Annotated in this window: 14 protein-coding genes and 2 pseudogenes; 5 read left to right on the forward strand and 11 right to left on the reverse strand. The window is 71.2% G+C overall.

Annotation, left to right across the window (positions count from 1 at the left end; translation table 11 throughout):
• Nucleotides 1-2 precede the first annotated feature (2 nt).
• Entirely contained in the window at nt 3-935 is a 933-nt protein-coding gene (locus O1G22_RS10385) for a LysR family transcriptional regulator (protein WP_270081093.1), read from the forward strand.
• A gap of 193 nt (nt 936-1128) precedes the next feature.
• On the opposite strand, the pseudogene O1G22_RS10390 reads toward O1G22_RS10385, so the two are convergent.
• Both O1G22_RS10390 and O1G22_RS10395 read right to left on the reverse strand, forming a co-directional pair.
• A pseudogene (locus O1G22_RS10390) lies at nt 1129-1536 on the reverse strand (GNAT family N-acetyltransferase); the annotation flags it as partial.
• A 1-nt stretch (nt 1537) separates the two neighbouring features.
• Nucleotides 1538-1768 (reverse strand): hypothetical protein, encoded by a 231-nt coding sequence (locus O1G22_RS10395; RefSeq protein ID WP_428986343.1) that lies wholly within the window; start codon nt 1766-1768, stop codon nt 1538-1540.
• A 320-nt stretch (nt 1769-2088) separates the two neighbouring features.
• Between O1G22_RS10395 and O1G22_RS10400 the strand changes: the two are divergent.
• Nucleotides 2089-3717: pseudogene (locus tag O1G22_RS10400) on the forward strand (IS200/IS605 family accessory protein TnpB-related protein).
• Between the two features lie 145 nt (nt 3718-3862).
• On the opposite strand, the gene O1G22_RS10405 reads toward O1G22_RS10400, so the two are convergent.
• The 4 genes from O1G22_RS10405 to O1G22_RS10420 form a co-directional block, all read right to left on the reverse strand.
• The gene (locus O1G22_RS10405; protein ID WP_270081094.1) at nt 3863-5350 is read right to left on the reverse strand and encodes a glycoside hydrolase family 3 protein; all 1488 of its coding nucleotides are present in this window, start codon (nt 5348-5350) and stop codon (nt 3863-3865) included.
• Nucleotides 5351-5358: 8 nt separating this feature from the next.
• On the reverse strand, nt 5359-6189 hold the full coding sequence (locus O1G22_RS10410) for a carbohydrate ABC transporter permease (protein ID WP_225095531.1): 831 nt from the start codon (nt 6187-6189) through the stop codon (nt 5359-5361).
• The gene (locus O1G22_RS10415) at nt 6186-7184 is read right to left on the reverse strand and encodes a carbohydrate ABC transporter permease (protein ID WP_270081095.1); all 999 of its coding nucleotides are present in this window, start codon (nt 7182-7184) and stop codon (nt 6186-6188) included. The genes O1G22_RS10410 and O1G22_RS10415 overlap by 4 nt, the downstream gene beginning before the upstream one ends.
• 302 nt (nt 7185-7486) lie before the next feature.
• Complete coding sequence (locus O1G22_RS10420) at nt 7487-8764, reverse strand: extracellular solute-binding protein (protein WP_270081096.1); 1278 nt, start codon at nt 8762-8764, stop codon at nt 7487-7489.
• A gap of 292 nt (nt 8765-9056) precedes the next feature.
• Here O1G22_RS10420 and O1G22_RS10425 point away from each other — a divergent pair, with 292 nt between their 5' ends.
• Nucleotides 9057-9791, forward strand: a complete 735-nt coding sequence (locus tag O1G22_RS10425; protein ID WP_270081097.1) for a GntR family transcriptional regulator — start codon at nt 9057-9059, stop codon at nt 9789-9791.
• A gap of 14 nt (nt 9792-9805) precedes the next feature.
• Here O1G22_RS10425 and O1G22_RS10430 read toward each other — a convergent pair whose 3' ends face one another.
• Nucleotides 9806-12076, reverse strand: coding sequence for a Dyp-type peroxidase (locus O1G22_RS10430; RefSeq protein WP_270081098.1), 2271 nt, complete (start codon nt 12074-12076; stop codon nt 9806-9808).
• A 112-nt stretch (nt 12077-12188) separates the two neighbouring features.
• On the reverse strand, nt 12189-14090 hold the full coding sequence (locus O1G22_RS10435; protein WP_270081099.1) for a galactose oxidase early set domain-containing protein: 1902 nt from the start codon (nt 14088-14090) through the stop codon (nt 12189-12191).
• Nucleotides 14091-14335: 245 nt separating this feature from the next.
• Between O1G22_RS10435 and O1G22_RS10440 the strand changes: the two genes are divergently transcribed.
• A complete protein-coding gene (locus tag O1G22_RS10440; protein ID WP_270081100.1) occupies nt 14336-14821 on the forward strand; it encodes a hypothetical protein in 486 nt (161 codons plus the stop codon).
• Nucleotides 14822-14913: 92 nt separating this feature from the next.
• Here O1G22_RS10440 and O1G22_RS10445 read toward each other — a convergent pair whose 3' ends face one another.
• Entirely contained in the window at nt 14914-15339 is a 426-nt protein-coding gene (locus tag O1G22_RS10445) for a DUF6299 family protein (RefSeq protein WP_270081101.1), read from the reverse strand.
• A 253-nt stretch (nt 15340-15592) separates the two neighbouring features.
• Between O1G22_RS10445 and O1G22_RS10450 the strand changes: the two genes are divergently transcribed.
• Nucleotides 15593-15787 carry a DUF5999 family protein gene (locus O1G22_RS10450; RefSeq protein ID WP_270081102.1) on the forward strand — a complete coding sequence of 65 codons (195 nt, stop codon included), beginning with the start codon at nt 15593-15595 and terminating at the stop codon, nt 15785-15787.
• 85 nt (nt 15788-15872) lie between these two features.
• Here the strand turns inward: O1G22_RS10450 and O1G22_RS10455 are convergent, their stop codons facing one another.
• Nucleotides 15873-16271: a RidA family protein gene (locus O1G22_RS10455; RefSeq protein ID WP_225095522.1), complete on the reverse strand. Its 399-nt coding sequence runs from the start codon at nt 16269-16271 to the stop codon at nt 15873-15875.
• Nucleotides 16268-17404, reverse strand: coding sequence for an acyl-CoA dehydrogenase family protein (locus O1G22_RS10460; protein ID WP_270081103.1), 1137 nt, complete (start codon nt 17402-17404; stop codon nt 16268-16270). Before O1G22_RS10460 ends, O1G22_RS10455 begins: the two co-directional genes overlap by 4 nt.
• Nucleotides 17405-17436 lie beyond the last annotated feature (32 nt).

Below are 17436 nucleotides of genomic sequence, written 5' to 3' on the forward strand. Positions count from 1 at the left end.
ACATGCGTCGACTGCGTCTGCTCGCCGAGTTCGCCGCGCGGGGCACGGTGGCGGCCACCGCGGAGGCGCTGCATCTCACCGGTTCGGCGGTGTCCCAGCAGCTGGCCGCCCTGGAGAAGGAGGCCGGCGTACCGCTGCTGCTCAAGCGCGGGCGCAGGCTGGAACTCACGGCGGAGGGGCAGCGCCTCGTCGATCACGCCCATGTGGTGCTGGGCAACCTGGCCGCCGCCGAGTCCGACCTGGCGGCGATGCGGCGCGGCGAGCGCGGCAGCGTGCGCATCGCGGCGTTCCCCACCGCCGCCCGCGCGCTGCTCCCCCGGCTCTGGCCCGACCCCGGCCAGGTGCCCCCGCCCGACGCCCCGGTCATCCAGGTCGTGGAGCACGAACCGCACGCCGCCGAGGCCGCGCTGCGCAAGCACCAGGTCGACATCGCCGTCACGCACACCTACAGCCTGGTGCCCCGCCCGCTTCCCCCGGGCTGCGAGCAGCGCGCGCTGTTCGAGGAGCCCGTGCTGCTCGTCCTCCATCCGGCCGACGCCGCCCGCCACGGCCTGTCCGCGGATGCCCCCGCCGAACTCGGGCACTTCGCCGACGCCCCGTGGCTGCTGCCGGGCCCCGAGACGGCCTGTCACGAGATGGCCCAACGCGCCTGCGGGGCAGCCGGATTCGTGCCCCGGCCGGTGGCCGTGGCGAACGACTTCACGGTGCTGACGGCGCTGATCACCCGCCGCGCGGGAGTGGCCCTCATCCCCCGGCCGGCACTGCCGGCCCCCTCCCCGGAGCTGAGCGTCCACACCCTGACCACCCCGGTACGGCGCAGCGTCCAGGCCGTGTACCACATGGGCATGGGCCGGCGCCCCGACATCGCCGGCACGCTCGACATGCTGGTCTCGGCGGCGGCCTCGGAGGTGCCGGCCGGAAGCCGCCGGCCTTGATCCCTACGACCGGAGGGCCATGGGTGCCCCACGCGTTCTCGTGGGCCGGAAGGGACGCACGGTCCCCCGTCCGCGGGCCGGTGGATTCCCGGGCGCGCCAGGGAATCCAGATCGCCGTCAGGGTCACGATCAGGGCGGAGGCCACGGCCGTTGCCATGCCCAGGGTCAGGCTCGCCTCGGGGTGGGCGCGGTAGCCCTGGGCGCGCCAGAAGGGCTCCTTGCCGGTGACCGCGATCAGCGAGATGGTCGCGAAGCCGCGGGTGCGGGCCACGTCCGTGAGATGGCGGACCAGACGGGTGCCAAGTCCCCTGCGACGCAGGGGTGTTGAGACGACGAGGTCGTGCAGGTGGAGGTTGGAGGAGGGGTGGACCGCCGGCTCGGGCCGGTTCAGGTCGGGGTAGTGGAACATCGGGTAGGGCAGGGCCAGCACGTAGCCCGCGATCCGGCCGCCCTGGTCCAGGACGAAGCTGGTGCCCGGCGAGGCCCGGGACCGCAGCCCGGCCTCGCCCTCCGTCAGCGAGGTGCCCGCGTACGCCCCGGCCTCCAGGGCCGCGACCTGGGGCCAGTCGGCTTCGGTGATGCCCCGTATGAGGTCTCGCATGTCAGTGGTGTCCTTCCTGGCCTCGGACGCAGGAGCAGGGCAGCGGGCGGATGCCGTTGAAGCCCTGGGTCATGTAGTTGGTGGCGTAGGCGCCGTCGGACAGGATCCACACCGGGTCGCCGGAGGCGAGGGACGCGGGAACGAGTACCGGGTGCCGGCCGTCGCCGTAGGCGTCGTCGCTGTCGCAGCTGGGCCCGGCGACGATCGCGGGCACGTACTCGCGCTCGTCCACGTGGCCAGAGAAGACCAATTGGTACGTCAACTGGTCCAAGTCATAAGGGCCGTTGAACTGGTCGCAGCTCAGGTAGAGCCAGTACGCGTCCCCGCCGTCCGGCTGTCCGCGGCGGGTCAGACCGGAGACGGGACTGTTGTCTACGGGCTGCGGATGAGTGTGTTCTGGCGTGCACGAGTGAGTGTCTCGGCCACGGGACTGGCGAGCCTTGAAGGTAAAAATGTGTGTTCGTTCATCGAATGTGTGACCTTTTCCGGTGGTGGTCGTTGGGTGTGGTGACGGGATGTTCGGCTGACATGAGGACGGGGGGTGAGGAGGGCGTGGGCGGGTTGCGGGAGTTGGCGGCGCCGTTCGTCGCCCTGAGGCCGTCCGGTGTGGCGGTCCGCGCCCGGATCAAGCACCTGAGTGCCGGGGACGAGGAGGTGCTGCGACTGGTCGGTGATCTGCTCGGCAGTCTCGCCTGCCGTGACCTCAAAGCGCGGGTGCGCGGCGGGGCTGGACCATGACAGCAGACAGTGGGCCGAGCGCAAGCGCGTGCTGACGCAGGAGCGCTCCTCCCGGTGGGCCGGGTCGATCACGAAGGTCTCTCACGATCAGTGGGCGCTGGCCCGGCGCGGTCAACTCGCACACATTCACAGCCTGGAAGCCGGGATCGCGACGATCGGGCACCGGCTGTCCCTGCCGCTCGGTGAGAAGGGCGGCAAGCGGGCGCCGGGCGGTTACCGCAGCAGGCGGGAGTGGCATGCGAAGGCGCGCCGCCTGCACGTGCTGGCCGACCGGCTGGCTGCCGCGCGGGCGGAGTGGCAGGCCGGTGTCGTGCGCGTGGTGCGCGGCGGGAAACGGCTGCTGAACACCCGCCACCACCTGGAGGCCGCCGATCTCAGCGAGGAGCGGTGGCGTGCGCGGTGGCAGGCCGAGCGCCGGTTCCTCGCGGCGGACGGCGAGTCCGGGAAACGTCACGGGAACGAGACCATCCGCGTCACCCCTGACGGCTAGGTGAGCATCAAGCTCCCCGCCCCTTTGGCGCACCTGGCCAACGCCTCGCACGGCCGGTACGTGCTGGCCGCGAGGGTGGCGTTCGCGCACCGGGGTGAGCAGTGGGCCGACCGCGTCACCGCGAACCGGGCGGTCGCCTACCGCATCCATGAAGACACAGCCCGCGGCCGCTGGTACCTGACCGCATCGTGGACGAACCCGCCGGTCAAGACCGTGCCCCTCGCGGCGGCCCGCGCGAACGGGCTGGTCGGCGTGGACACCAACGCCGACCACCTCGCCGCCTGGCGCCTCGACCCGCACGGCAACCCCGTCGGCGAACCCCACCGGTTCTACTTCGAACTGTCTGGCACAGCAGCCCATCGCGACGCCCAGGTCCGCCACGCGCTCATCCGCCTGCTGCACTGGGCCAAGCGCCACGGCCTCGCGATTGCGGTCGAGGACCTCGACTTCAGCACCGAGAAGACCCGTGAGAAACAGGGCCGCCGTAATGTCTTCCGCAAGCTCATCTCCGGCATGCCGGTGTCCAGGCTCCGGGCCCGACTGGTCAGCATGGCGGCCGAACTCGGCATCTCGGTCATCGCGGTCGACCCCGCCTACACCAGCACATGGGGCGCCCAGCACTGGCAGAAACCCTCACCATCAAGAACCGCAAGACCACTCGCCACGACGCGACCGCCGTGGCGATCGGCAGGCGCGCCCTGGGACACCCGATCCGGCGACGGACGGCACCGCCCCGCACCCACCAGAGCGATGGGCGCGGGCATCGGACCGTCCAGGCCGCACCGGGTTTCCCCGGGCGTGAGGAAAACCGCCCCCGCACCCCCGGACCACGGACACGATCCGTGCGCGCCGGACGCGGAGCGAACGCGGTGGACCAGGACGCCCAACACCGTTCGGGGCGCCCGGCTGAGCACGAGTCCTGGCAACAGGACCCACTCCCGCTCAGCCTCTAGGAACGGTGGGGCGTCTGCATGCGACTCCTCTGGAAAACAAGGGCGAGCGAGTGCGGTTGCGATCCGGGAAAAGAGCAAGGCGAAAGAGCAAGATCGGGCGGGCCGCCCGCGTTTCGTCGCGGGCGGCCGGCGGGGGCCGCTTCGGTCAGCCGGCGACGACGGCCTCGGCCGCCGCCACACCGCAGACGCGGGCGGCACCGTAGGTGGCGATGTGCAGGGCGCCGCGCGGGGCGGCCTGCGGCAGGCCCATCTCGACGACGACGGTGTCGGGGCGGGCGGCGAGCAGGGTGTCGAGGGCGGCGCCCATCCAGGGGTGCCGATGTTCGTCGCGGACCACGGCGACGATCCGGCGGCCGTCGGCGGCGGCGAGCACCTGCGAGGCGGCGCCGTCGCCGGTGAAGGAGCCGGCGGTGGTGCCGGGCAGCAGTCGCTCCAGCTCGGCGGCCACGCCCCACGGGGTCTGGTCGCCGACGGCGATGTTGCGGACGGGCTCGAACTGGGCAACGTACAAAGGTGAGTTGAGAGGCGATGCGGCGCCGGTGCGGGTCACGCGCAGGGCGCGGCGGGCCGCGATCAGGCCGATCTCGGGGTGGGGCGCGGTGTCCGTGCCGGCGCCGCGGGCCTCGGCCGTCCACCGGGCGAGGTCGCGCACCCGGGCGGCCGCGTCGGCGAGGCGTTCCTCGGGCAGTTCGCCGGAGCGTACGGCGGCCACCAGTGCGTCCCGGAGCCCCAGGACCGTACCCTCGTCGCACAGTCCGCCGCCGACGCAGATGGCGTCGGCGCCGGCCGCGATGGCGAGGACCACGCCGTGTTCCAGGCCGTAGGTGCCGGAGATCGCACGCATCTCCATGCCGTCGGTGACGATCAGGCCTTGGTAGCCGAGTTCGCCGCGCAGCAGTTCGGTGAGGATGCGGGAGGAGAGGGTGCCCGGCCGGTCGGGGTCGAGGGCCGGGACGAGGATGTGCGCGCTCATGATCGCCCGGGTGCCGGCGGCGATCGCCGCGCGGAACGGGGGCAGTTCGCGCTCGTACAGGGTGTCGGCGTCGACGTCGATGCGGGGTACGGCGTGATGGGAGTCGACGTTGGTGTCGCCGTGGCCGGGGAAGTGCTTGGTGCAGGCGGCGACGCCGGTGGACTGCAGGCCCTCGACCCAGGCGGCGGTGTGCCGGGCGACCAGGTCGGTGCTCGCGCCGAAGGAGCGCACCCCGATCACGGGGTTGTCGGGGTTGGCGTTGACGTCGGCGGAGGGCGCCCAGTCGAAGGTGACGCCGCAGGCGGCCAGGCGCCGGCCCAGCTCGCGGGCGACGGCCCGGGTGAGGCCGGGGTCGTCGACGGCGCCGAGGGCGTGGTTGCCGGGGAAGGCGGAGCCGGTGCGCACGTCCAGGCGGGTGACGTCGCCGCTCTCCTCGTCGATGGCGACCAGCAGATCGTCCCGTTCGGCGCGCAACTGGGCGGTGAGCGCGGTGACTTGGCTCTCGGTGACGACGTTGCGGCCGAACAGGGCGACGGAGGCGAGGCCCTCACCGAGGCGGCGGCGCACCCAGTCCGGCGCGGTGGTGCCGTCGAACCCCGGTTGCAGCACCGCGAGGGCGTCCCGCGTCAGGGTGTCAGGGCCGGTGGCGAGTGTGGTCATCGGCGGGGTCATCCCTTCACGGCGCCGTCGGTGAGACCGCTGACAGCCTTGCGTTGCAGGAAGATGAAGAGGATCAGGATGGGCAGCGCGAACAGGGACGAGGCGGCCATGGTGGCGCCCCAGTCGTCGCCGAACGCGGTCTGGAACTGCGACAGCCACAGCGGCAGGGTCTGCTTCTCGACGTCCTTGTTCAGGATCAGGACGAGCGGGAACTCGTTCCAGGCGGTGATGAACCCGAACAGCGAGGTCGCCATCAGACCGGGCGCGAGCAGCGGGAAGATCACCCGGCGGAAGGCCTGGACCCGGGTGCAGCCGTCGACCATCGCGGACTCTTCGAGCTCCTTGGGCACGGCGGCGACGTAGCCGCGCAGCGTCAGGACGGTCAGCGGGAGCACCATCATCGTGTAGAAGACGGTGAGCGGGACGAGGCTGTTCAGCATGTCGTTGTCGCGGACGATCATGTAGATGGCGATGATCATGACCTCCCAGGGGGCCATCTGCGCCAGCATGAACGTCACGATGAGACCGCGCCGGCCCTTGAACCGCAGCCGGGCCAGGGCGAAGGCCGCGAACAGGGCGATGACGAGGGAGAAGACGACCGAAAGGACCGTGACCGTCACGGAGTTGACGACCAGCGTCCAGAAGTGGTCGGCGTCGACCGCCTTCTTGAAGTGGCTGAGGGTGATGTTCGTCGGGAACCACACCGGGTTCTCGGAGATGATGTCGCCCGTCGGCTTGAAGGCCGTCGCGAACATCCAGTAGACGGGGAACACGAAGCCGGCGAACAGGACGACGGCGGTCGCATTGGGCCACAGACGGCCGAAGAGCGAGCGCTTCACAGCTCGTCCTCCTCTTGCTTGAGCACCATGCGCAGGTAGTACGAGGTGATGACGAGCAGGGCCACGATGGTCAGGAAGGAGATCGCCGCGCCGACCCCGAAGTGCTGGTTGCCGACGCCCTCGACATAGGCGTAGATCGGCAGGGTCTCGGTGAGGCGGTCGGGTCCGCCCTCGTTCATCGCGAAGAGCTGCGTGAACGACTTGAAGACCCAGATGACCTCCAGGAAGGTCGTGGAGTACAGGAACGGCCGCAGGAAGGGCAGGGTGACCGAGGTGAAGCTCTGCCAGGCTCCGGCGCCGTCCAGGGCGGCGGCCTCGTACAGCTCCTTGGGGATCGTGGTGGTGGCGGCGTACAGGTTGATCGCCACGAAGGGGACCGACTGCCACACGATGAGCACGATGACCACGAAGAAGGTGGAGAACTGGCTGCCCAGCCAGTTGTGGTCGGCCATGGAGTGCCAGCCGAGCCTGTCGAGGACCCAGTTGACGACGCCGAAGCGCTGGGCGAACAGCCACTGGTAGACGGTGGTGGCCGCGACGTAGGGCATCGCCCAGGCGAGGACGAGGCCGATCATGAGGAGCAGCCGCATCCTCTTGCCGAGCCGGGCCAGCAGCAGGCCGATCAGGGTGCCGATCCCCACGATGAGGACGACGTTGACGGCGGTGAAGAAGACCGAGCGCTCGACGACGTGCCAGAACTCCGGCTCACTCAGGACGCTCCGGTAGTTCTCGACGCCGTTCCACTCGGTGAGGTGCTGGATGAGCTGCCGCGGGTTGAGGTTCTGGAACGACAGCATGCCGTTCTTGACCAGGGGCCAGCCGAGCAGGACCACCGTGGCCAGCAGCGCGGGCAGGACGAGCAGGTAGGGGGCGCCGGCACCGCGGCGGGCGGGGGAGGCGGGGTCACGATCCGCACCCCGTGGCGGCCTCGGTATCCGGGCCTTGCGGACAGCGGGCTCCCCGGCCGTGTCCGTGCCCTGGGTCTGCACTGACATGAGTTGCCATCTCTTCCATGGCCGAACCGGCCGTACGGACGACTGAGCCGGGGGCACTTAGGGCCTGTCCGGCGGATCCTGCCGGAATCGCGAGGTCTGGCACGCCCATCTGCGGCGTTGCCGTCGGTCGCCGACTCCCCCACGCTCGAATGGGGTTCGCGCGGGGGGACCCCCACGCGTCGACTCCCTCCTCCGCCTTGCAGCTGCACGCACCAGCCCCCGCTCACCGGTGCTTATGAGGCACCCTTGCCTCAAGCCGGCCTGATCCGCCGGACAGGCCCTGGCGCCCCCGGCGCGGGTCATCAGTTCTGCTGGGCCAGTCGCTTGTCGATCTCGCCCTCGACGTCCTTGGCGGCCGCCGCGGGGTCCTTGCCGTTCAGGACCGCGGTCATGTACGACTTGATCGGGTTCGGGGTGTTCTCCACCGCGGCCCACTCGGGGATCAGCGGGGTGGTGCCGCCGGCGGCTGCGGCGGGCGCGGCGGCCTCGGCGGCGCCGTTGCCCTTGAGGTTGCTCTGCAGGGCCGTCTTGTTCGGGATGACCCCGTTGAGCTTGGCCAGTTCGCCCTCGTACGGGTCGGACAGGGCGATCTTCAGGAACTCCTTGGCCAGGGACTGGTGCTTGCTGTTCTGGGCGACGGCGAGGTTGGAGCCGCCGAGGAAGACGCCCTCGGGCTTGTCGGCCGTGGCACCCGGGATGGTGAAGTAGCCGATCTGCTTCTCGATGGCCTTGTCGGTCTGGATGGCGGTGGCGGCCTCCCAGCCCATGCCGATGAAGGCACCCGTCTTGCCCTTGGCGAAGATGGTGGCCTGCTGCGGGGTGGCCTCGTCCTTGTCCTTGGGGGCCTTGGAGTAGGAGGCGTACTTCTTGTAGATCTCCATGGCCGCGGCGACCTTGGGGTCGGCGAGGTTGGAGACGTACTTGCTGCCCTGCTTCTTCACCAGGTCACCGCCCTGGCCGATGATGAGGCCGTCGAGGAAGTACCAGTTCTGGCCCGGCAGGTAGAGCGGCTCGGCGTCGGTCTTCTTGCCGATGGCGTCCAGGTCCTTGAGGAACTCGTCCCGGGTCTTCGGGGTGCTCGTGATGCCGGCCTTCGCCCAGATCGCCTTGTTGTAGATGACGACACGGTTGGCGAAGTACCAGGGGGCGGCGTACTGCTTGCCGTCGTAGACGGAGGACTGCGAGACCGACGGCGTCCAGTCGGCGCCGACCGCCGTCTTGACGTCGGAGAGGTCGGCGAGGCCGCCGGTGGCCGCGTAGGCGGGGGTCTGGGTGTTGCCGACCTCCAGGACGTCCGGCGGGTTGTCCTCGGAGAGGGCGGTGGTGATCTTCTGCTGGATCCCGTCCCACTTCTGGATCTCGAACTTGAGCTTGGCGCCGGTCTTCTTCTCGAAGGCGGCCTGGACGTCCTTGGACCACTGCGGGGGCGCGGAGCCGTCCATGGTCCAGACCGTGAGCGTCTGGCCCTTCCAGCTGTCCGGTCCCGCGTCCTTGGAGCTGTCCTTGCCGTTCCCGCCACACGCCGCAACGGAGACCATCATGCCCGCGATCGAGATCGCGGCAGCGAGCTTGCGCTTCACGCCACCCTCCTCAGGGATGCTGCTTACCCCCCACGCCCTCGGCGGTGACCTGCGTACGACGCTGTTGCACGTAGGGCTCGGGACCTGGCCACTAATGGTGTAGACCAGTACGGTGGAGCTTGGCCTAGACCTTTCGGGGTGTCAAGGGTGGCTCCAGAAGCCGCTGGAGGCCGTTACGAGAACGTCACCGGAGGGACTCCGCCCCCTTTTGCCGGGCTTTCCCGGTTGGACTAGACCAATGCGTGACGGGTCGCTATAACGGGAGACCACTCACACAGCCGGGAAGGCAGGCATGACCCCTGACGTCAGCAGCGCGCGCGTGCCGAAGTACTACCGGATCAAGCAGCAGTTGCTCGCGATGACCGAGGCTCTGCAGCCCGGTTCGGCCGTGCCCGCCGAGCGGCTGCTCGCGGTCCGGTTCGACACCTCACGGACCACGATCCGGCAGGCGCTCACCGAACTCGTGGGCGAGGGCCGCCTCGACCGGATCCAGGGCAGGGGCACCTTCGTCGCCCAGCCCAAGCTGTACCGCACGCTCCAGCTGACCTCGCACACCGAGGACATGCGCGCCCAGGGCCTCACCCCGGCCTCGCAGGTGCTGGACATCGGGGAGATACCGGCGGACGAGAAGCTCTCGGGCCTGCTCGGCATCGGGCTCGGCGAACGGGTGCTGCGCATCGAGCGGCTGCGGCTGGCCGGCGGCGAGCCGATGGCGATCGAGGCGACCCATCTGTCGGCCCGCCGCTTCCCCGGCCTGCGCGGGGAGCTCACGACCCGGCCCTCGCTGTACACCGCGCTCGCCGAGGTCTACGGCGTCCATCTCGCGGAGGCCGACGAGACCATCGAGACCTCGCTGTCCACCCCGCGCGAGGCGCAGTTGCTCGGCACCGACGTGGGGCTGCCGATGCTGCTGCTGTCCCGCCACTCGCGGGACGCGGAGGGCACCCCGGTGGAGTGGGTGCGCTCGGTGTACCGGGGGTCCCGGTACAAGTTCGTGGCCGCCCTGCGCCGGCCGGGCGGCCACTGACCTGCGGGGAAGGCTCAGCCGCGACGGAACCAGGGGGTGTTCGGGCGCGAGCCGCGGACCTGCTCGTCCTGGTGGCCGAAGCCGTCGGCGATCGAGATCGTGCGGTACTGGCCGCCGTCGTGCTGGACCCAGCACCAGGTCTTGCCGCCGGCCCGGTACTTGCCGAGGACGAACCCGAAGGCGTCCACCTTGGCGATGCCGCTCAGGGACTGCCACTTGGACGGTTCACGGTCGTCCCGGTCGAGGCTGTCCGTGTGGTACGGCTCCTCGGCGACGGAGACGAGCCGGTAGCGCTGGCCCGCGGAGGTGGTGTGGAAGAGCCAGTACTGCGACTTGCCGTTGACGTGCTGCATGTCGGGCACCGGGAGAACCGCGTCGACATGGGTGACACGGGTGGTTCCGCCGAAGGCCGTCCGCCAGTTGGTGAGCGGCATGTCGCCGCCGCTGGTACGGCTGTTGTGGCGGCTGTTGAGAGCGATCCAGATCCGCCGGTAGACCTGGGTGCCGTTCACGGTGTGGAAGAGCCAGTAGCTGCTCTCGCCGTTCAGTCTCTGCTCGTCCGGCACCGGCCAGATCGCGTCGACCCGCTCCACGCCCTGGAGCGCGGGCCAGGTGGACAGGTCCACAGGGTCGCCGAAGACGATCCCCGTGGCGTCGTCCGAGCCGGTGGTGAGCTGGTCCACGTCCTCGGCGCCGGTGCCGACGACCCGGACCTGGTTGCCGGAGAAGACCCAGTACCGGCCCTCGACGTCCATCCAGGGCAGGATCTCGTCGACCGGGCCGGGCTGGACCTTCGGCTGCGGCCGCTGTCCGCCCTCCGCACCGTCCAGCCGGCCCTCACCGAGCTTGCGCAGGGTGGAGAGCGAGGGGGTGAAGGCGTAGAGGGAGCCCTCGGTGTTCACGAAGGGCCGGAAGTTCAGCATGGTGATCTTGTGTGCGCCGCCGGTCTCGGTCTCGAAGGCGACGTCACCGTTCCCGATCTTGCTGAGCACCCCGCTGATCATCGTGTCCGGGCCGGGCTTGGGGTTGCGGCCCGGCGGGAAGTTGGGGGTGTTGACCCAGTTCCGCTGCATGAACTCGAACTGCTCGACCAGGTCGGCCTGATAGCAGACGAAGACCAGGCCGCGCTCCTCGTCGGGGCCGCCGCCCGGGGAGGTGGGGTCGAACGGGGCGCCGTAGGGGATGCCGCGGCGGATGATGCGGCGGCGGTCGAGGAACTTCTGCTCGTCCACCGGTCCCTCGTCGATCAGCCCGTCGCGCGGGTTGGTCTTGCGCAGGTGGGAGAAGAGCGGGGTGATCACGCCGTCGGGGTCGTTCTTGTAGCTGATGACGTTGTCCGGCTTGATGCTCGGGTCGTCGAGGAGCGGGTCCCGGGTGGCGCCGGGGTGGTTGTGGACCGACGCGCCGCACCGCCAGCGGCCGACCAGGCGGGAGGCGAGCCATTCCGTCGACGTCTTCTCCCCCACCACCTTGGCGTCCTTCAGCTTCTTCAGCTCCGTGCCGACCTGCGCCCACCAGCCGGGCACGTCCTGGCCGAGCCGCCGTACCACCTGGAAGGAGCCGTTGCGCATCCACTCGGGCACGCCCTCGGGCAGGGCACTGCCGGTGGCACCGAGGACGAAGAAGTCGGCGGAGAGGAGCCGGGCGCCCGGCTCGGGCTTCTCCTCGATGCCCTCCACGTTCGGTTCGCTGACGCCGTCCTTGAAGCCGAAGTGCTCCTTGCCGCGCCGGGGTTCGGGCAGGGTGGCGCCGGGCTGCGCGTGGACGATCACGATGCCGGCCCGGGTGGCGGCATCCGTCTGGCGCGTGAGCTGCCTGTCGTGGTCGCCCTTGTCGTCGGCGGCGACGGTGAGCACGGCGTGCGTGACCTGGTTCTGGGTGGCGCCGAACAGCCACTTGTCGGGCGCGTTGTTGTCGACGTCGCCCAGGGGCTTGGCACGGCGGGCGGCACCCTGGACGAAGGCGCCGACCGTGTCGATGCCGTCGTTCTCCGGCAGCAGGTCCTGCTTGCCGGTGAGGACCGTCAGTCCGGGATAGGTGAGGCTGAGGCCCAGCCAGGTGGCTTTCATGGCCGGGTCGGAGCCCATCGAGTTGCGGCGGGCCTCGCTGAACTTCTCGTTGAAGGCGGCGACCTGCTGGGTCGTCGCCAGTTGCGGAACCAGGTCCTTCAGCCAGCTCCGGGCGGCGGCCGCGTCGCCGAAGCGGAGGAAGAGCAGGGTCATGTTGTCTTTCTTGAACCCGGCGAGGATGTCGCCCTGGATCTCGGTGCTGTCGCGCAGCGCCATGGGGTCTCCCTTGGTGGTGTGGGGACGGGGACGTGCTTCGGTGGCCGGAAGTCCCCGGGCGGCCCGTGGGCGGGGCGCCCGGGAGTCCGGCGGCAGGGGACGGTTCGGGCGGTCAGGCGCCGGGGCGCAGCTGCACCCACTTGCCGATGCTGGGCACGCCTCGGTCGTCGAGGACGTAGAGCAGGTAGTAGCCGGGCGGGGCGTCCTTGGCGGACAGCGGGCTCTGCAGGTCCAGCGTGTTGCCGGCCCGCGCGTTGATCCGCAGCTCGATGCGGCGCTGGCTGGTGTCCACCGAGTGGGTGGAGGTGATGGGCGCCATCAGCACGACCTTGCGGGCCAGCCTGGGATTGGTGGTGTCGACCTGGAAGTCGGTGTCGTACCCGATCGGCCCGTCCGGCACGGTGCGCAGTCCGGGCCGCTCGCCGCCCTGGTTCAGATACGGCGGCTTGAAGATCTCGATGGAGCCGTTCATGCCGGACTTGATGTCCGGGTTGTTGGCGATCTCCTGGAGCTCGTCGCCGGTGATCATGATGCGGCCGTCGGGCAGGATGACCGCGTTGGAGTGGTAGCCGCGCGGCAGCCGCTGCTGCGGGCCGAGCTTCCAGGTGCCGTCGGTGCCGCGCAGCTCGGTCTGGCGCCACTTGTCGTCGGCGGTGGGGTTGTACTCGCCATTGCCGTAGTCGCGGATGTCGAAGGCGCCGTTGACGGTCCACAGCCGGCCGTCGGGGAAGATCAGCGTGTCGTCCATGGTGCGGCCGAAGGCGCGTGAGCTGTCCTGGGTCCAGCTGCCGTTCGAGAACCGGTACGTCTTCGGGTTGTTGCGGTCGCCGCCGAGGATCAGCGCCGAGTCGGGGCCGTTGCCGGGGGTGGGGTTGGGCAGGGGCACCGCGGAGCCGTACTTGCGCCCTTCCTCGTCGGGGCGGTCGGGCAGCTTCTGGCTGGTCTCGGTGGCCGGGTCGAAGACGTACTGCTGGTTGTAGTCGCGCCCGAAGCCGTAGATCCTGCCGTCCCGCAGGGAGAACAGCTGCGGGTAGTCGGTGGCGTAGTCGGCCTTGATCTGCCACTTGTCGAGCTGCTGGTTGTCCGGGACGCTCGACTTGTCGAACGACACGGCGGTGTTCTTGGCCGGGAAGCGCTCGATCGTCTTGGAGAGCTTGCCCCAGCCGACGTCCCCGTGGCCGGAGGTGATGAACTGCCGGCCGTCCGCGCCCGTGACGACCGAGGGGTACCAGCGGCCCTCGGCCATGTCCTGCTGCCGGTGCCAGGTCTCGGTCCAGGGGTCGAAGACGAAGGCGAGGTGGGCGCCGGTGCCGTGGTTGCCGCCGAGGTTGCCGCCGAAGATGCCGACCATGCCGTTGGGCAGGTAGGCGTGTCCGGCGCAGAAGATCGGGGCGGGGCGCGGTTCGTTCAGGCCGTCGTCCATGTCCACCGTCGGCGGCGGTACGGCCTTGAAGGTGCCGGTGCCCGTGTCGTCGTCGGGTGCGGGCGGGGTCCAGACGTAGGCGCGGCCCGCGTTCTGACGGCCGATGACCTGGGTGGGCGCGGTCTCCTTGTTCGGGTTGTCCTCGACGGCCTCGAAGGAGAACAGCAGCACCTTGCCGGTGGGCAGCAGGGCGACGTGGTCGCCGTAGTCCGGGCTCTTGATGTACTGCTTGAACTCGCCCGACTGGGCGGCCGAGAACGCCGCGTTCGCCTCGGCCTGCGAGCCGGTGTGCTCCTTCAGGCTGCGGTTGCGGATCGGCTGCGGATAACCGGCGTCGACGGCGCGCAGGCCGATGCGGTCGCGGGCCAGCTGCTCGGCACGGGGCCGGCCGAGGGCCTTGACCTCCTCGGGGCGGATCTCCTTCGCGATCTGCTCGCGGGTGATGCGTACGCCGCCCGGATGGGGGTCGAAACCGTGCCGGGCGGACGGGGTCGAGCCGAGTGCGGCGGGGGCGGTGACGGACAGGACGACCACGGCGCAGCCGGCCGCGAACGTCCATCTCCGGCTGCGGTGGATCCCTCTGCGGGACATGGGGCTCCTCGGGGGAACACGGGACGCCGTGCTGGCACGGAGCAGCACGAGGCGACCACGTAGAGTGACGGAACATGCGCAGTTAATCACACACGGTAGCGATCGTGATCGATCTGCTCGAAAGATTGACCGTTTTACCCCGATGGGTGGTAACGCTGCGTGTCCGTCTGAGGAGGGCCGGACCGGCGGGCTCCAATGAGCGAGCCAGTCCCCCTTTCCCGAGAACGTCCCGAGGAGCCAACAGCATGACCGCCACCCGTGTCCGTGTCCCCCTCGCCGCGGCGGGAGCCCTCGCTCTGCTCGGCTGCGCCGTCGCACCGGCCACCGCGCTCGCCGACCCGCCGCAGCCGCCGCACGAGATCACCGGCCAGCTCATCCCTGGCGGTGCCGACGGCACCCGCCACGAGGTGCTCTGCCCGCCACAGCAGCACGCCTACGGCGGTGGCTACGCCCTGAGCGCCCGCACGGGCACCCGGCTGTCCGAGGACTCCCCCGCCGACGTGTGGGAGAACCGGCCGAACGACAACGCCAGCGGCTGGATCGTCACCGTGCGCAAGACCACGTGGTTGCAGCAGCCGCAGCAGCCGCAGAAGCCGAAGCCGAAGCCGCAGCATGAACAGCACGAGCAGCACCGCCCGGACGGCGGCAGCGAGGAGCGGCACGACGCCGGTCCGGCCGATCTGACCCTCCACGTCACCTGCAGCGACGAGGCGCAGATGCACGGCATGTGACACCTCCCCGGCCGCGCCGGGCGGGAGCGGCGGGCCCGGTCACGCCGCGGGCGGCCCGCTCCCCCGCGGGCCGCCCGTCGCATCGCCGGCGCTCACCGGTTCACGAGCGCGATGTCCAGGTCGTCGATCGCGTGGAAGACGGGCATGAGGGCGATGCCCGCGGGCCGCATCTCCAGGAGCGTGGCCTGCACATGGGCGGCACCGGCCTTGAGGGTCTCCAGGGAGACCTTGCCGGAGTTCTGCCAGCGGTGCTCGGCGCCGTCGCACCGGGCGGCGCTGCCGCCGATGCCGTGCTTGACGCGCGGGTCGCTCTGGCTGACCGAGGAGCTGACGAGCACCGGCCCGGTGCCGGAAAGGCAGCGGTAGGTGCCGGAGAGCGTGACGGTACCGTCGGCCGCGATCGAGCCGGTGGGGTCGACGGTGACGGTCTCGGCCGGGTCGGCGCCGGCCGGGACCGCGGCGGCGCACAGCAGGGCGGCGGCGCCGAGGGCCGCGGCGAGGGCGGGACGGACGGGCATGGGGTACCTCCCGGTTCCATGGGGGTCGAGGTTTCCTGGGGCAGAGGGATCCACTGGATACCGGGCGGCCGCACCGAGCGGCGTGACCGTCACTCCAACGGTGGCGCGTCATGGGACCGTCCGGGAGTTGTCCGGGTGTTGTCACGCTTCACGGCGAGCGGTTCCGGCGCGTTCACAACGGGCGCATGGTCTATGCATGACGGGCGGCGGGCGATCCCGCCGGCCCCCTCACACGTCGCTGTGGAGGTGCGCCATGTGCTCCTGCCGGTCCTCGCGTCCCGCGTCCGACCCCACCCTGCGCCACGCGGTGGCCGCCCGTCCCGAACAGGGCTGGACCCTGCTGTGCGACGGCTCGATCGTCTTCGACGACACCGGCGAACTGCACCCGGACGGCAGCGTGGTCCCGCCGCACCGGGTGCCGGCGGACCGGCTCGCCGCGGCGGTCTGATCCGCGTACGGCGCGGCCCCGGCTCCGCGCCCGCCCGCCGGCGCCGTACACCCCGCGGCGGCGGCCCGGCACAGGCCGGCCGCGGTCACGGCAGTACGGCGAACCCGTCCAGCTCCACCATCGCCCGCTCGTCCCACAGCCGTACGACCTCCACGACGGCCATCGCCGGATAGTGGCGGCCCGCCAGGTCCCGCCAGATGCGGCCCAGACGGCCGGCGTGGGCGCGGTACGCGGCGACGTCCGTGGCGTAGACCGTGACCCGGGCGAGGTCGGCGGGGGTGCCGCCGGCCGCGCGCAGGGCGGTCAGGAGGTTGCCGAGCGCCTGCTCGAACTGCTCGGGCAGCGTGTCGCCGGTGACCTTGCCGTCGGTGTCGAGGGCGGTCTGGCCCGCGAGGAACACCACACGGGAGCCGGCGGCGACGACGGCGTGCGAGAAACCCGTGGGCGGGGACAGCTCGGGCGGGTTGACGCGCTCGGTGCTCACCGGACCTCCCGGTCGTCGGCGGTGGTGTACAACTCCTTGGCGATGATGCCCCGTTGGACCTCGCTCGCCCCTTCGTAGACCCGGGGTGCGCGCACCTCGCGGTAGAGGTGTTCGAGGAGGTGGCCGCGGCGCAGGGCGCGGGCGCCGTGCAGCTGGACGGCGGTGTCGACGACGTACTGCGCGGTCTCGGTGGCGAGCAGCTTGGCCATCGCGGCCCGCCCGGGGACGCCGGGCGCGCCCTGGTCGTACGCCGTGGCCGCCGCGTACACCATCAGCCGGGCCGCCTCCGTGCGCAGCGCCATCTCGGCGACCTGGTGGGCGACCGCCTGAAGGTCCATCAGCCGGCCTTGGAAGGCCTCGCGCCGGCGGGTGTGCCGGACCGTCGCGTCGAGCGCGGCCTGGGCCATGCCGACGGCGAACGCGCCGACGCTGGGCCGGAAGAGGTTGAGGGTGCCCATGGCGACGGCGAAGCCGCGGTCCACCGCGCCGAGGACGTCGGCGGCGGTGACGGGTACGGCGTCGAAGGCGAGGGCGCCGACGGGGTGCGGGGAGAGCATCTCCAGGGCGCTGCCGGTGAGTCCGGGCCGGTCGGCCGGGACCAGGAACGCGGTCACGCCCCGGGCTCCGGCGCCCGGGGTGGTGCGGGCGAAGACGGTGTAGAAGTCGGCCTCGGGGGCGTTGGAGATCCAGCACTTCTCGCCGGTCAGCCGCCAGCCGCCGGCGCCGTCGGACGCGGCCGCGAGGGACCGCGCGGCCGCGTCCGAACCGGCCCCGGGCTCGCTCAGCGCGAAGGCGGCGACCGCGCTGCCGTCGGCGACCCCGGGCAGCCAGCGCGCGCGCTGGGCCGGGCTGCCGTGGGCGTGCACCGGATGGGCGCCGAGGCCCTGGAGGGCGAGGGCGGTCTCGGCCTCGGTGCAGGCCTGGGCGAGGGACTCGCGCATCAGGCACAGATCGAGCGCGCCGGAGGTGAACAGCCGCTCCAGCAGCCCGAGTCGGCCGAGTTCGGTGAGGAGCGGCCGGTTGACGCGGCCCGGCTCGCCCTTGTCGGCGAGGGGGCGCAGCAGCTGCCCGGCCAGCGCGCGCAGCTCGGCGCACCAGGCGGTCTGTTCCGGTTCGAGCGAGAATGCGGGCACGCCGTCCTCCCTCCGGGGCGGACCGTCACGGC

The sequence above is a fragment of the Streptomyces camelliae genome (assembly GCF_027625935.1).
GTDB lineage: Bacteria > Actinomycetota > Actinomycetes > Streptomycetales > Streptomycetaceae > Streptomyces > Streptomyces camelliae.